At 54.5% G+C, this 13,518-nt stretch carries 16 protein-coding genes; 13 read left to right on the top strand and 3 right to left on the bottom strand.

The features are described from left to right. Positions 1–108: 108 nt before the first annotated feature. On the bottom strand, positions 109–660 hold the full coding sequence (gene yjgA, locus AC07P6_RS27290; RefSeq protein ID WP_110276580.1) for a ribosome biogenesis factor YjgA: 552 nt from the start codon (positions 658–660) through the stop codon (positions 109–111). Between the two features lie 94 nt (positions 661–754). Here yjgA and pmbA point away from each other — a divergent pair, with 94 nt between their 5' ends. The 12 genes from pmbA to AC07P6_RS27230 all read left to right on the top strand — a co-directional run bounded on the left by pmbA (position 755) and on the right by AC07P6_RS27230 (position 11,570). Beyond that, on the top strand, positions 755–2,107 hold the full coding sequence (gene pmbA / locus AC07P6_RS27285; protein ID WP_478315110.1) for a metalloprotease PmbA: 1,353 nt from the start codon (positions 755–757) through the stop codon (positions 2,105–2,107). Between the two features lie 35 nt (positions 2,108–2,142). Continuing rightward, positions 2,143–2,529, top strand: coding sequence for a cytochrome b562 (gene cybC / locus AC07P6_RS27280; protein ID WP_478315109.1), 387 nt, complete (start codon positions 2,143–2,145; stop codon positions 2,527–2,529). A gap of 345 nt (positions 2,530–2,874) precedes the next feature. Continuing rightward, the gene (locus AC07P6_RS27275) at positions 2,875–3,213 is read left to right on the top strand and encodes a glycine dehydrogenase (protein ID WP_110276582.1); all 339 of its coding nucleotides are present in this window, start codon (positions 2,875–2,877) and stop codon (positions 3,211–3,213) included. 10 nt (positions 3,214–3,223) lie between these two features. Next, positions 3,224–3,586 carry an SFCGS family glycine-rich protein gene (locus AC07P6_RS27270; RefSeq protein WP_110276583.1) on the top strand — a complete coding sequence of 121 codons (363 nt, stop codon included), beginning with the start codon at positions 3,224–3,226 and terminating at the stop codon, positions 3,584–3,586. A 2-nt stretch (positions 3,587–3,588) separates the two neighbouring features. Further along, on the top strand, positions 3,589–3,888 hold the full coding sequence (locus tag AC07P6_RS27265; RefSeq protein WP_181483868.1) for a DUF4312 family protein: 300 nt from the start codon (positions 3,589–3,591) through the stop codon (positions 3,886–3,888). 20 nt (positions 3,889–3,908) lie between these two features. Further along, positions 3,909–4,685 carry a DUF4311 domain-containing protein gene (locus AC07P6_RS27260; RefSeq protein ID WP_112216248.1) on the top strand — a complete coding sequence of 259 codons (777 nt, stop codon included), beginning with the start codon at positions 3,909–3,911 and terminating at the stop codon, positions 4,683–4,685. A gap of 13 nt (positions 4,686–4,698) precedes the next feature. After that, positions 4,699–5,343, top strand: a complete 645-nt coding sequence (locus tag AC07P6_RS27255) for a DUF4310 family protein (RefSeq protein WP_112216249.1) — start codon at positions 4,699–4,701, stop codon at positions 5,341–5,343. A 42-nt stretch (positions 5,344–5,385) separates the two neighbouring features. Next, positions 5,386–6,519, top strand: a complete 1,134-nt coding sequence (locus AC07P6_RS27250) for an amidohydrolase/deacetylase family metallohydrolase (protein WP_478315108.1) — start codon at positions 5,386–5,388, stop codon at positions 6,517–6,519. Continuing rightward, a complete protein-coding gene (locus tag AC07P6_RS27245) occupies positions 6,503–7,621 on the top strand; it encodes a DgaE family pyridoxal phosphate-dependent ammonia lyase (protein ID WP_181483866.1) in 1,119 nt (372 codons plus the stop codon). Before AC07P6_RS27250 ends, AC07P6_RS27245 begins: the two co-directional genes overlap by 17 nt. Next, positions 7,618–8,358, top strand: a complete 741-nt coding sequence (dagF, locus tag AC07P6_RS27240) for a 2-dehydro-3-deoxy-phosphogluconate aldolase (RefSeq protein WP_182235861.1) — start codon at positions 7,618–7,620, stop codon at positions 8,356–8,358. The genes AC07P6_RS27245 and dagF overlap by 4 nt, the downstream gene beginning before the upstream one ends. A gap of 127 nt (positions 8,359–8,485) precedes the next feature. After that, positions 8,486–9,637 carry a lactonase family protein gene (locus tag AC07P6_RS27235; protein WP_478315107.1) on the top strand — a complete coding sequence of 384 codons (1,152 nt, stop codon included), beginning with the start codon at positions 8,486–8,488 and terminating at the stop codon, positions 9,635–9,637. A 22-nt stretch (positions 9,638–9,659) separates the two neighbouring features. Then, entirely contained in the window at positions 9,660–11,570 is a 1,911-nt protein-coding gene (locus AC07P6_RS27230) for a BglG family transcription antiterminator (protein ID WP_181483863.1), read from the top strand. A gap of 54 nt (positions 11,571–11,624) precedes the next feature. Here the strand turns inward: AC07P6_RS27230 and AC07P6_RS27225 are convergent, their stop codons facing one another. Together AC07P6_RS27225 and AC07P6_RS27220 are read right to left on the bottom strand one after the other, a co-directional pair. Continuing rightward, positions 11,625–12,017, bottom strand: a complete 393-nt coding sequence (locus AC07P6_RS27225; RefSeq protein WP_478315106.1) for a DUF4280 domain-containing protein — start codon at positions 12,015–12,017, stop codon at positions 11,625–11,627. Then, on the bottom strand, positions 12,014–12,313 hold the full coding sequence (locus AC07P6_RS27220) for a hypothetical protein (protein WP_434660432.1): 300 nt from the start codon (positions 12,311–12,313) through the stop codon (positions 12,014–12,016). Before AC07P6_RS27220 ends, AC07P6_RS27225 begins: the two co-directional genes overlap by 4 nt. Before the next feature lie 677 nt (positions 12,314–12,990). Between AC07P6_RS27220 and AC07P6_RS27215 the strand changes: the two genes are divergently transcribed. Further along, entirely contained in the window at positions 12,991–13,479 is a 489-nt protein-coding gene (locus AC07P6_RS27215) for an Hcp family type VI secretion system effector (protein WP_478315105.1), read from the top strand. Positions 13,480–13,518: the final 39 nt, after the last annotated feature.

Genomic DNA, 13,518 nt, shown 5'->3' with positions numbered 1-13,518 from the left:
AAGTGATCTTAAATGAAAATGAAAAATTAAAACCGATTTTAAAAGATGTACGATCGGTTTGGTCGCCCGGATCAGGCACAGACCTTAATCCGGGGGAGTCATTCGGAATTAGCCTTCGCTCTCGGCCAGTTCACGCAGATACTGGAAGATAAGACGCGCGGACTTCGGTGGCTTATTGCCTTCTTTCTCTTTTTTGGCGTTACGAATAAGCGAACGCAGCTGCTGACGGTCGGCGTCCGGCCACAGGTTCAGCACTTCAGCAACGGCGTCATCACCATTATCAATCAGACGATCGCGGATTTGTTCGAGCTTGTGGAACAGCGCAACCTGCTGGTTGTGGCGGTTCTTTAGCTTATCCAGCGCCTGGCGAATCGGATCGACATCGCGGTTACGCAGCATTTTGCCAATCAGCTGCATCTGGCGGCGGCGGCCTTCTTTCTTGATGCGTTGGGCGAGTTCAATGGCATCGCGCAGGTCGGTATCCAGCGGGATTTTATCCAGCGCGTTTTTCCCAAGCTCTACCATTTCCGCGCCAAGACGCTTCAGTTCTTCGGCGTCGCGCTTAATTTCACTTTTACTGACCCAGATAATTTCATCGTCTTCATCTTCGACGTCATCACCAGGGACATCGTCGAGCCAGTCTTCGGGCTGCTTTGTCATCTCAGGCTCCTTAAAAAAGAGGCTAATGTTACCAGTTAAGGCGCGCACTGAAAAATGGTTCTCTGTTAGACTTCAGTTAACTCCTTCTTACATTATGGCATTAGCAATGAAAGTTATCTCTCAAGTTGCACAACAGCGTAAGACGCTGGAAGAAGCCGTGACCACGGCGCTGGAACTGGCGGCAGGCAAATCCGACGGGGCTGAAGTCTCCGTCAGCAAAACCACCGGCATTGGCGTCAGCACCCGCTACGGTGAAGTGGAGAACGTAGAATTTAATAGCGATGGTGCTCTGGGCATCACCGTTTATCACCAGAATCGCAAAGGCAGCGCCTCCTCGACCGACCTCAGCCCGCAGGCCATTGCCCGTACGGTACAGGCGGCGCTGGATATCGCGCGCTATACCTCACCGGACCCGTTCGCAGGCGTGGCGGATAAAGAACTGCTGGCCTTTGAGGCTCCGGATCTCGATCTGTTCCACCCGGCGGAAGTCTCCCCGGACGAAGCGATTGAGCTGGCCTCTCGTGCAGAGCAGGTCGCATTGAAAGCGGATAAACGCATCAGCAATACCGAAGGCGGCAGCTTTAACAGCCACTACGGCATTAAGGTGTTCGGCAACAGCCACGGCATGCTGCAAAGCTACTGCTCAACTCGTCATTCACTCTCCAGTTGCGTGATTGCCGAAGAAAACGGCGACATGGAGTGTGATTACGCCTACACCATCGGCCGGGCGCTTGAAGATTTACAATCGCCGGAGTGGGTCGGCGAAGAGTGCGCCCGCCGCACCCTGTCGCGTCTGGCTCCGCGTAAACTGTCAACGATGAAAGCGCCGGTGATTTTCGCTAATGAAGTGGCGACCGGGCTTTTTGGTCACCTGGTCGGAGCGATTGCCGGCGGCTCGGTTTATCGTAAATCCACCTTCCTGCTCGATTCCCTGGGTAGCCAAATTCTGCCGGATTGGCTGACCATTGAAGAGCATCCGCACCTGCTGAAAGGGCTGGCTTCCACCCCGTTTGATAGCGAAGGCGTGCGTACAGAGCGTCGCGACATTATTAAAGATGGCGTGTTGACCCAGTGGCTACTGACCAACTATTCCGCGCGTAAGCTGGGGCTGAAGAGCACCGGCCACGCGGGCGGGATCCACAACTGGCGCATTAACGGCCGTGGCCTGAGTTTTGAAAAGTTGCTTAAAGAGATGGGCACCGGTCTTGTGGTGACTGAACTGATGGGGCAGGGTGTTAGCGGCGTCACCGGCGACTACTCACGCGGCGCATCCGGCTTCTGGGTAGAAAACGGCGAAATTCAGTATCCCGTCAGTGAGATCACCATTGCAGGAAATCTGAAAGATATGTGGCGTAATATCGTGACCATCGGCGACGATATCGAAACGCGCAGCAACATTCAGTGTGGTTCCGTGCTGCTGCCGGAGATGAAGATCGCCGGGCAATAACACCTGTGTGTCAATAATAAAAAAGGAAGTGAGCAATGCGTAAAAAACTATTAACGATGCTGGCTGTATCGGCTTTTGCGCTCGGTTCGGCATCGGCTTTCGCCGATCTGGGCGAAGACATGGATACCCTTGCTGAGAACCTGCAAGTGGTGCAAAAAACCTCGGATGCCGGTGAGCTGAAAACCGCGCTGAACAAGATGCGTACTGCGGCGGTAGACGCGCAGAAAGAGACGCCGCCGAAGCTGGAAGGCAAAGCGGCGGACAGTGCGGAAATGAAAGACTATCGTCACGGTTTTGATGTGCTAATCGGCCAGATCGACGGTGCGCTGAAGCTGGCTGACGAAGGCAAAGTCAAAGAGGCCCAGGCCGCAGCGGAAGAGTTTAAAACCACCCGCAATGAGTACCACAAGAAGTACCGTTAATCGTCTTTAGATCGTTGGTATTTCTGCCGGGCGGCGGCTAACGCCTTGCCCGGCCTACCAAACCCAAACCTGTTCTTAAAGCTCGCGCAAGCGGATGGATTCCCCAAAAACCCTTCACCATCACATTTTTCACTTTTCCTGCACGTCTGTTTTAGCCACTTTTAAACCGATGAACTTGTGATATTCATCACACGCATTCATTGAAATTAATACATTCACAATAACTATGTGAAATAGATCACGCCTGCCTTCTTCCTTTCCACTTCGAAGTGGAAAACAACTCGCTACAAACTCTTTCCCCCTGGCATTAGTGTTATCCCCAGAGACATCAACGGGGTAATTCAAGTGAATAACGGAGCGGTAACACACGTCCCAGAGGAGCAGGCCACGCTAACCGAAAGGCTGGCCGACGAGATGCTGCAGCAGGTCTTCGCACTGTTAAGCCGCCGCAATATCGTCCCCAACGACGTTCAGGAGCAAATGCTGACTTCCCACGTGCGGGCGATGGCCCATCGGTCAATCAGCGGCGAGCCGCTGCCGGACGTGGATGCCAGCCTGTTCGAAGAGATTTCAGAAGATTCAATGATGCTGGCCCGCGAAGTGGTCGCGCAGTTCGGCAATCTGCCAGATGAAGAAGCCTGGCTGCTGTCCGTCCACTTCGAAGTCGCAAAAGAAAACCTGTAAGGAGCAAAACATGGAACAAATCACCGTAGTCATTGGCGATCGCCTGGGTAAAGGACAAAAAGTTGCCGCAGGTGCGGAAAAAGCCGGTGCTCGTGCCGTTGTGGTACCGGGCGTCGCAGCGGATATGAAACTGGGCGACATGATGAAAGCCGAAAACGCCACTTTCGGTATCTCCTTCTGCGGCAGCGGCGGGGCAGGAGCTATCACCGCACAGAATAAGCACGGCTACAAAGCAAAATATGGCATGCGTTCCGTTGATGAGGGCGTCACCGCTATCAACGAAGGTTACAACGTTCTGGGCTTCGGCTTTATGGATAAAGAAGAGCTGGGCGAGCGCCTGGTTGAAGCCTGGAAGAAGAAATACGGCGTGTGAGTATGAAAGAGCAATTCACCACCACGGTGAGCGTTACCGGCAAAGGCGAGAGCAAAACACGCGCTTTCGCCGATGCTCTGAACCATGTCCAGGCGGCGGTAATGAAAACGTCGCCGCACATCTTACTGCGTATTGAACCACAGGATGTGGAGGTTGTTCATGCGCGAGAAGCGGTACGGAAAGAGGCGTTCTTGTTCATCTTTCTGCGCCGTGAACGACGGACCTACAGCGTTGAGCTGAACGTCACCGTCACCGTGACCGCCATTAATCTCGATAAAGTGGATTTCGTCACGCAAACCTGATTTTACCAAAGGGTCAGATTATGTTCCTGATAATTTTAATAAAATCGCTCATCATCGGCGGCCTGGTTGGCGTCGGCGTGGGCGCCGGAGCGGCACGTATGTTTCATGCGCCCACCACGCAAGGGATGGGCGCATTTCGTACGTTGGGCGAGCTGAATTCATGTGAAGGCGATCCGGCTTCCCACTTCTCTTTTGGCCTTGGTTTCTTCTTTAACGCCTGGGCTTCTTCCGTCGCAGCAGGCTCCTTCACTCAGGACGTCGATCACCGCATTATTCCCAACTGGGGCGCGGCGGCGTTGATGATCAAAAACCGCAACGTCGGCGAAACGCTGCACGATCCGAGGAAGATGGCTATCTCCTGCGGCATCATCGGCATGATTGTCGTCACCTTCCTTAACCTGACCGCCTCTTCAGTACCGGAAGCGCTGCAGGTAACTGCAGTCAAAGTGCTGGTACCGGCGGCAAACCTGCTGGTGAACATCGTGATGCCGGTTATCTTCTGGCTGGCGGCGATTGATGCGGGTAAGAAATCGGGCTTCTGGGCGACGATTTTCGGCGGTGCGGCGCAGCTGATTATGGGCAATGCCGTACCGGGGCTGGTGCTGGGTATCCTGATTGGTAAGGGTGTGGAAGAGAGCGGTTGGCATCGCGTCACTAAGGTGATGATGGTCGCTATTGTCGCGCTGTTTGTTCTGAGCGGCTTCTTCCGCGGCTTCGATATGAAGATGATTGAATCCTTCCATATGACCGTGCCGAACTGGCTGGAACTGATCCACAACTCGCTCAGCGGTAAATAACAGGAGCCTCGCAATGGAACAAAATAAAGGTTTTTGGTATGCCGACTGGTCGTTCCCGATCTTTGTTGGTCTTCTCTCTTCCGGTGTTTTCGCCGGGACGCATATGTACTACCTCTACGGCATCGGCGCGTTTAACGAAGTAGCTTTCGTGGCGATGCTGAAGGCGGGAATTGATACCGGAGCCTACGGTGCGGTGGCGGCGTTCGGCGCCAGCTTCCTGTTTGCTCGTATTATTGAAGGCTCGCTGGTGGGGATTCTGGATATCGGCGGGGCGATTCAGACCGGCGTCGGCTTGGGCGTTCCAGCGCTGCTGCTCGGCGCGGGCATCATGTTCCCGGTGACCAACTTTATTGCTTCCCTGGTTACCGGTCTGGTCATTGGCCTGGCGATTGGCTACATCATCATTCTGGCGCGTAAATTCACCATCAACCAGAGTGACTCTACCTACGGTGCCGACGTCATGATGGGCGCGGGTAATGCTTCCGGCCGCTTCCTTGGACCGTTGATTATCCTCAGCGCGATGAGCGCATCGATTCCTATCGGTATCGGTTCTCTGTTGGGCGCGCTGCTGTTCTATATCTGGCAGAAGCCGATTACCGGCGGCGCGATCCTTGGCGCGATGATCCTCGGTACCCTCTTCCCGATTGCGATTAGTTAAGTCCTGCGGGCGCCGTTGCGCCCGCTCTAACAGGAGATAGCTATGTTTGATTTACTCCTGCGCCGCGCGCGCCTCGTTGACGATACCATCACGGATATTGCCATTCGGGACGGAAAGATCGCGGCGCTGGGCGAGATTAGCGCGCCCTCGCGAAAAACCGTCGAGCTGGACGGCAACTATTACGTCAGCGCAGGCTGGATTGACTCTCACGTCCACTGCTACCCGAACTCACCGATTTATCACGATGAGCCGGACAGCGTGGGCATTGCCACCGGCGTGACCACCGTGGTTGACGCAGGCAGCACCGGCGCTGACGACGTTGACGATTTCTATCAGTTAACCCGCAAAGCGGCGACCGAGGTTTATGCGCTGCTCAACATTTCCCGCGTCGGGCTGATTGCTCAGAACGAACTGGCCAATATGGCGAATATTGATGCTGATGCGGTGAAGCAGGCGGTCAACCGCTACCCGAATTTCATCGTCGGCCTGAAGGCGCGGATGAGCAGCAGCGTGGTGGGCGAAAACGGCATTACGCCGCTGGAGCGTGCGAAGACTATCCAGCAGGAAAATGGTGACCTGCCGCTGATGGTGCATATCGGCAATAATCCGCCGAACCTCGATGAAATCGCCGACCTGCTGACTTCTGGCGACATTATTACCCATTGCTACAACGGCAAACCCAACCGCATCCTGACGCCGTCCGGCGAGCTGAAAAGCTCGATTACCCGGGCTTTACAGCGCGGGGTGTGCCTCGATGTCGGTCACGGTACTGCCAGCTTCAGCTTTGAAGTCGCGCGCCGGGCGATTGCGATGGGCATTCTGCCGCACACTATCAGCTCCGATATCTACTGCCGCAACCGTATTGACGGCCCGGTGCGCTCGCTGGCGCTGGTGATGTCCAAATTCCTCGCTATCGGTATGTCGCTACCGCAGGTTATCGACTGCGTGACGGCAAATGTCGCCGACGGTCTTCACCTGGCGCACAAAGGGCAGCTTGACGTGGGCTATGACGCCGATCTCACGCTGTTCACCCTCGCGCAGACGCCAACGGTGCTGGTGGATGCCGAAAAAGAGAGTCTTCAGGCCGACAAGATTCTGCTGCCGCTTGCCGCGATTCGCGCGGGCAAGGGCTATTTGACCGAACAAGGGAGCGCGGAAAATGCCTTCGATTTTTGAGAAATACGATTTAAAACAGGTGATTAATACCTCCGGGCGCATGACGGCGCTGGGCGTATCCACTCCGCGTCCGGAAGTGGTTGAAGCCGCGATGGCGGGCATGAACCAGTACTTCGAGATGAAAGATCTGGTGAATAAAACGGGAGCTTACATTGCGAAACTGCTGGACGTGGAAGGGGCGACCGTCGTCTCCTGCGCATCAGCAGGCATTGCCCAGTCGGTGGCGGCGGTGCTGGTGAAAGACAGCGACTGGCTGCTGGAAAACCTGCACGTGACGCCGATTGAAAACAACGAAATCGTGTTGCCGAAAGGCCATAACGTCAACTTTGGCGCGCCGGTGGGTACCATGGTGGCGCTGGGCGGCGGCAGGCTGGTGGAAGCGGGCTACGCCAACGAATGTTCCGCCGAGCAGCTGGCGGCGGCGATCACTCCGCGTACCGCGGCGATTTTGTATATCAAATCTCACCACTGCGTGCAGAAAAGCATGCTCAATGTGGCGCAGGCGGCAGCGGTGGCGCGGCTCCATAATCTGCCGCTGATCGTTGATGCGGCGGCAGAAGAGGATTTACAGGCTTACTACCGCGCGGGTGCGGATCTGGTTATTTACAGCGGCGCTAAGGCCATCGAAGGGCCAACCAGCGGACTGGTGATTGGCAAAACTCAGTACGTTGAGTGGGTCAAACGCCAGTCGATGGGTATTGGCCGGGCGATGAAGGTCGGCAAAGAGGGGATCCTTGGCCTGACCTGCGCCATCGAACACTACCTGACGGCGACCAAAGAGAGCGGTGAAGAGATGGTGGAGAAGATGACACCGTTTATTAACCAGCTCAATACCCTCAACGGCGTGACTGCGCGAGTCGTCTGGGATAGTGCCGGTCGTGATATCGCGCGTGCTGAAATTAAATTTGATGAAGCCGTGACCGGCGTGGACACCAGCGAGCTGGTGAACGCACTGAAGCAGGGTGAATACGCTATTTACTTCCGCGGCTATAAGGCTAACGAAGGGATTATTGAAGCCGATGTGCGCAGCGTCAACGCGCAGCAACTGGAGATTGTCTCCCGTCGCATCGCTGAGGTTCTGAACCAGGAGAAAAACGCATGAAACTGACCCCTAACTTTTACCGTGACCGCGTCTGCCTGAACGTGCTGGCGGGCAGTAAAGACAACGCTCGCGAGATTTATGAAGCGGCGGAAGGTCATGTGCTGGTCGGCGTGCTCTCTAAAAACTATCCCGATATCGCCAGCGCGGTGGCCGATATGCGCGAGTACGCGCAGCTGATTGATAACGCGCTTTCCGTGGGGCTGGGGGCGGGCGATCCAAACCAGTCGGCGATGGTCAGCGAAATTTCGCGTCAGGTGCAGCCGCAGCACGTGAATCAGGTCTTTACTGGCGTGGGCACCAGCCGCGCACTGTTGGGGCAGAACGAAACCGTGGTCAACGGTCTGGTGTCGCCAACCGGCACGCCGGGCATGGTGAAGATCTCAACCGGCCCGCTGAGCAGCGGCGCGCCGGACGGCATTGTGCCGCTAGAAACCGCAATTGCTCTGCTGAAGGATATGGGCGGCAGCTCGATTAAATACTTCCCGATGGGTGGGTTAAAGCATCGCGATGAGTTTATTGCGGTAGCTGAGGCCTGCGCTCGCCATGATTTCTGGCTGGAGCCAACCGGTGGGATCGATCTGGAAAACTACGGCGAAATCCTGAAAATTGCGCTGGACGCAGGGGTGAGTAAAATTATCCCGCATATCTACAGTTCAATTATCGATAAAGCCAGTGGCAATACTCGTCCGGCAGATGTGCGTCAGTTGCTGGAGATGACGAAGCAGTTAGTTAAATAGCGTCGATTGCCCCTCACCCTAACCCTCTCCCCAAAGGGGAGAGGGGACCGCTCGGTTTTCTCCCTCGCCCCTTTGGGGAGAGGGCCGGGGTGAGGGGAAACCCCCACCGAACCATCAAGGAGTCACCATGCCTACCGCCCGTCACCTGCTTGTTGCTTCACTGTCCCTGCTCGCCGCTAGCGCCGCTGCGCAAACCCACTACGCCTGGGTCGGCACCTACAACCCTAACGGGGAAGGTCTATACCGTTTTACAGTCGATAGCCAAACCGGCGTATTGAGTGACAAAACCCTGGTTAGCACGCTGCCGAACCTCGCCCAGCTTACCGTCTCGGCAGATGGTAAAACCCTGTACGCCGCCAGCGAAGTAGAAAAGGGCGTGGTGCAGGCGTGGCGTATCGCCAGCAATGGTGAACTGAGCGAGCTGAATCAGGTGGCTTCCGGCGGGGCCGGGCCGGTTTATCTCTCCCTGACTCCCGATAGCCGTCATCTACTGGTGGCGAACTACGTTAGCGGTACCATCGCGGTGCTGCCGGTGAAAGAAGATGGCAGCCTGGGCGAATCGGTAGATGTCCACCAGGATCAAGGGCCAGCGGGGGCTGAACGTCCAGCTGCAGCCGTCGAAGGCAGCTTTGCCATTAGCGATCATAACGGCCCACATGCTCATATGATCGCCGCCGATCCCAGCGGTAAATATGTTTACTCTACCGATCTGGGGCTGGACAGGATCTACCAATACCGGATGGATAACGCCAGCGGCAAGCTGACACCGAACGATCCGCCGTTTATCGCCGCGTCGTCCCCTGGCGCTGGCCCGCGCCACTTTGTCTTTACACCGCAGGGTGATGGACTATGGTTGATTAACGAAGAAGCCTCGACGCTCACCTTCTATCATCTTGATAAGCAAAGCGGACTGTTACGCGAGGGGAAAACGGTCTCCGCGCTGCCCAAAGAGTATAGAGGCACCAGCTTTGCCGCCGGGCTGGTCCTCAGTCAGGATGGTAAACAGCTGTACGTCGCCAACCGCCTGCATAACAGCATCGCCCACTTTACGGTGATGGCCGACGGTAGCCTGAGCCATCAGGAGGATATCTGGACCCGCGGCGACTATCCGCGCACCTTAACTCTGGATAACCAGGGCCAGTGGCTGTACGTCATGAACCAGCGTAGCGACAACATCACCCGCTTTAGCGTCGCGCCGAAGGACGGCAAGCTGACGTTTTCGCCAGACTATACCCCGGTGGGCAGCCCGTCTCAGATGGTGATATCTGCTCAACCCTGAGCCGTAAGAAAAAGGAACCGACATGCGATTTCCCAACCCACGTTTAGCGCAGCTGTTTACCCTGCTGCAAAACGAAACGCTGCCGCAGGATGAGCTGGCGCAGCGGCTGTCGGTTTCTACCCGGACGGTACGCGCTGATATCACCGCGTTGAACGAGCTGCTGTTGCACTATGGGGCGCAGTTTACTCTTAGCCGCGGCAGCGGTTATCAACTGGTCATTAACGATCCGTTGCGCTATCAGACCCTGGAAGAGAGCGCGCCAAAAGCGCAGCATATTCCGCGCACAGCGGCAGATCGGATCCACTTTTTGCTGGTGCGCTTTTTGACTTCGGCCTTCTCTATCAAGCTGGAAGATCTGGCCGATGAGTGGTTCGTTAGCCGGGCGACGCTGCAAGGCGACATGGCCGAGGTGCGCGAACGTTTTCAGCGTTATCAGCTGACTCTGGAGACGCGTCCACGCCACGGTATGAAGCTGTTTGGCAGCGAAGTGTCGATTCGCGCTTGTCTGACCGATCTGCTGTGGGAGCTGACGCAGCAGGGAGCGCTGAATCCGCAGCTCAGCGAAGAAGCGCTGACTCCCGGCGTGCCGGAGCGGCTGGAGCAGATACTGCAAGAGACGCTGACCCGCCACCAGATCCGCCTGACCGACGTGGGCGAGCGTTTTGTCTGCCTGTACGGCGCAGTAGTGGTGCGCCGCGTGAGCGAAGGGTATCCGCTGGCGGATTTCAGCGCCGATGATGTGGCGCATAACGTTCGTGATGCCGCGCGGGAGCTGGCAAATGCCATGCAGCAACTGGCGGATAAACCGCTTGCGCCAGCGGAAGAGGAGTGGCTGTGCGTGCACTTAGCCGCGCGTCAGGTACAAGACGTCGATCCGGGGACCATCAGCGCTGATGATGATGAAGCGCTGGTGAACTACATCCTGCGTTATATCAATCAGCAATATAACTACAACCTGTTGAATGACGACCAGCTGCATGCCGACCTGCTGACGCATATTAAGACCATGATCACCCGCGTGCGCTACCAGATAATGATCCCTAACCCGCTGCTTGATAACATCAAGCAGCACTATCCGATGGCGTGGGATATGACGCTGGCGGCGGTGTCCAGCTGGGGGAAATATACACCCTATGCCATCAGCGAAAACGAGATTGGCTTTCTGGTGCTGCATATCGGCGTCGGGCTGGAGCGCCACTACAATATTGGCTATCAGCGTCAGCCGCAGGTGCTGCTGGTGTGCGATACCAGCAACGCGATGGTGCGGATGATTGAAGCCATTCTGCAACGTAAGTATCCGCAACTGGAGATCGCCGCCACGCTGTCGCAGCGCGAGTATGAGCAACGACAAGAGATCGCAGAAGATTTTGTGATCTCCACCGTACGCATCAGCGAAAAAGATAAGCCGGTGGTGACCATCGCGCCGTTTCCTACCGACTATCAGCTCGATCAAATCGGCAAGCTGGTGCTGGTGGACAGGACCCGCCCGTGGATGCTGGACAAGTATTTCGATGAAGCTCATTTTCAGGTGATTGATACGCCGATGGACCAGCAAACGCTGTTTGCCACCCTGTGCCAACAGCTACAGCAGGAGGGGTTTGTTGATGCGGAATTTCATGATTCGGTAGTGGAGCGTGAGGCTATTGTCAGCACCATGCTTGGCGACGGTATTGCGTTACCCCACGCCCTTGGACTACTGGCGAAAAAGACCGTGGTCTATACGGTGATCGCTCCGCACGGTATCGCCTGGGGCGATGAAACCGCACATATCATCTTCCTGCTCGCGATCAGTAAAAGCGAGTATGAAGAAGCGATGGCGATCTACGATATTTTCGTCACTTTCCTGCGCGAACGCGCCATGGCCCGCCTTGCCGCCACCCGCAGTTTTGATGAGTTTAAAACGGTGGCGATGGAGTGCGTCAGCCGGTTTTGATTTTTACCGTACGGCCCTTCGCCACGTTTTATGCATCTGTCACCGTTCACAAAATCACGCCACGACCGTCGTCACCTGTCCCGGAAAACTAATTTGAATTACCCCGCCCCACATGCAGATTAACTGCGACTGGGCGGTGAGGGCGGGCATATTTCCTACCAGCACCGTTGGCGAACCGGGCATCCATGGTGCGGGCGTTGCAGGAATACAGGGCATCGGCGTCAGGACGCCAAGCGCTGCTGCGGTGGCGGCGGCAACCGTCGGGTTGGCAATACTGAGGCACATCCCGAATGGCATAATGTTCACAAACGGTTTGTTATCCATAATATTCGCCATCGGCAGGCCGCTGACGAGTGTGCGGTTGATAGGCATAACCATCAGTGTTGAGGGCGCAACGCCAAATGAGCACTGCAACAATGCGCCGGTACAGACTCCTGGACAACTCATGGTAATACCCCTAGTTGCCGCCACAATCGGCGGGCGGATTCATCGCCGGTAATCAGTTCTGAGAGCAGCTCCGGTAGCGGCGTGTGCCCCCAGGCAAAAGCGCGGTACAGCAAATATGGTACCGGACTGTGCGGCTCGGTGCGCGCCAGATAATCCGCCACCTGTTTAATCATCTGATACGCCTGCTCCCGATGGGCAAATGCGGTGGTGTTGTCCATCTCCGGTGAGCAGCGGATCGCGTCTGCACTGAGGTTATCCGTCTGAATCGTGGCTGGTGATGCCTGAAGATGCTCCATCGTTTTCCTCCTGATTATTCCTGTTCGGACAGCAGTTTTGCCAGAATGAAAAGCGGCTATTCAGTAAAATTAAAAAATGAGAGATATTATTCTGGCGATATGTGAAATTATTTTAATATCTCTCTGATTTATTTAGGGGGATGTCACTATAAAGAAGATAATTAATGACGGTGGTTTGTTTTTTGATTCAAATCATTATTCATTACATATTACAGAATAAAAATTTTAACATATCATAAATTGATTTGGTGAATGATTTTGCATGTAAATATAATAATTTTTATTTTCCGTTGGTTATACTGTTGATTTTTATTGGTTAATTTTTAGTTAATTGATTTTTATCAAATGTATTGATTTGGTGTGAAAAGTGAAAAATAAAGTTGATATTTATTTTTGGTTGTGTTTTTTATATTGCATATAACTATTCGTAAATATTTTTTTGAGAATGAGAGTACGACAGAAGTAGCATAAGGAATACTATTGCATTAAAAAAATATTAAATATGCAGGGAACATTCAGCATAAAGTCAGCTGCATTAGGAATCTGTGCATAAAAATAATCTGTGCCAGGAAAATAGGTAGCATGATTAAGAAAAAGAACTTCCGTTGATGGTGGGTCTTTTAGCTGATTTATCCAGCCAATCGACATCCCCATCTGATCAAGTAAGGAGATAGGCCATGGATGCGATTTTTTTAAAGCTGAGCGATGGCATTAAAGGCGAAAGCCAGGCTGATGGATTTAAAGATCAGATAGAAATAATGTCCTTCAGCCATAACGTGGCAATGCAGGTTACCAACGACGTCAGTAACACTGAGCGCACCTCGGGGCGAGTGCATGTTGGTGAAATGTCGCTGACCAAATTTATCGATCTCTCCACGCCGGTGCTCAATGAGTACTGCTGTAGCGGAAAAAATATCCCCACGGCGATATTAACGCTGTGCCGTAATGATGACGGTAAAATGCTGCCGTTTATCGTCTACACCTTAACCAACGTGATCATCTCCCACCTGAGCGTCAGCGGCGGTTCCGGCGGCAAGCCGATCGAAACGATGTCGCTGAACTTTACCAAAATTAAATGGGAAATCGTTGCTCAGAAGTTGGATGGTGAGAAAAAAGGCAACGTCTCTTCGGTCTGGGATATGGCGATGGACCAGAAAGGTCGCTGATGGTGAAGTCATTCATTCGACTCGCGCCGCCAACAGCAT

This window comes from Klebsiella sp. GFKo11 (assembly GCF_056490265.1).
The sequence above is the reverse complement of the archived record's forward strand: the minus strand, read 5'-3'. Positions and strand labels throughout refer to the sequence as shown.

Excerpts from the sequence above, each read along its gene's own strand:
- yjgA (WP_110276580.1), bottom strand. The coding sequence starts at position 660 with ATGACAAAGCAGCCCGAAGACTGGCTCGACGATGTCCCTGGTGATGAC.
- pmbA (WP_478315110.1), top strand. The coding sequence starts at position 755 with ATGGCATTAGCAATGAAAGTTATCTCTCAAGTTGCACAACAGCGTAAG.
- cybC (WP_478315109.1), top strand. The coding sequence starts at position 2,143 with ATGCGTAAAAAACTATTAACGATGCTGGCTGTATCGGCTTTTGCGCTC.
- AC07P6_RS27270 (WP_110276583.1), top strand. The coding sequence starts at position 3,224 with ATGGAACAAATCACCGTAGTCATTGGCGATCGCCTGGGTAAAGGACAA.
- AC07P6_RS27265 (WP_181483868.1), top strand. The coding sequence starts at position 3,589 with ATGAAAGAGCAATTCACCACCACGGTGAGCGTTACCGGCAAAGGCGAG.
- AC07P6_RS27260 (WP_112216248.1), top strand. The coding sequence starts at position 3,909 with ATGTTCCTGATAATTTTAATAAAATCGCTCATCATCGGCGGCCTGGTT.
- AC07P6_RS27255 (WP_112216249.1), top strand. The coding sequence starts at position 4,699 with ATGGAACAAAATAAAGGTTTTTGGTATGCCGACTGGTCGTTCCCGATC.
- AC07P6_RS27250 (WP_478315108.1), top strand. The coding sequence starts at position 5,386 with ATGTTTGATTTACTCCTGCGCCGCGCGCGCCTCGTTGACGATACCATC.
- AC07P6_RS27245 (WP_181483866.1), top strand. The coding sequence starts at position 6,503 with ATGCCTTCGATTTTTGAGAAATACGATTTAAAACAGGTGATTAATACC.
- dagF (WP_182235861.1), top strand. The coding sequence starts at position 7,618 with ATGAAACTGACCCCTAACTTTTACCGTGACCGCGTCTGCCTGAACGTG.
- AC07P6_RS27235 (WP_478315107.1), top strand. The coding sequence starts at position 8,486 with ATGCCTACCGCCCGTCACCTGCTTGTTGCTTCACTGTCCCTGCTCGCC.
- AC07P6_RS27230 (WP_181483863.1), top strand. The coding sequence starts at position 9,660 with ATGCGATTTCCCAACCCACGTTTAGCGCAGCTGTTTACCCTGCTGCAA.
- AC07P6_RS27225 (WP_478315106.1), bottom strand. The coding sequence starts at position 12,017 with ATGAGTTGTCCAGGAGTCTGTACCGGCGCATTGTTGCAGTGCTCATTT.
- AC07P6_RS27220 (WP_434660432.1), bottom strand. The coding sequence starts at position 12,313 with ATGGAGCATCTTCAGGCATCACCAGCCACGATTCAGACGGATAACCTC.
- AC07P6_RS27215 (WP_478315105.1), top strand. The coding sequence starts at position 12,991 with ATGGATGCGATTTTTTTAAAGCTGAGCGATGGCATTAAAGGCGAAAGC.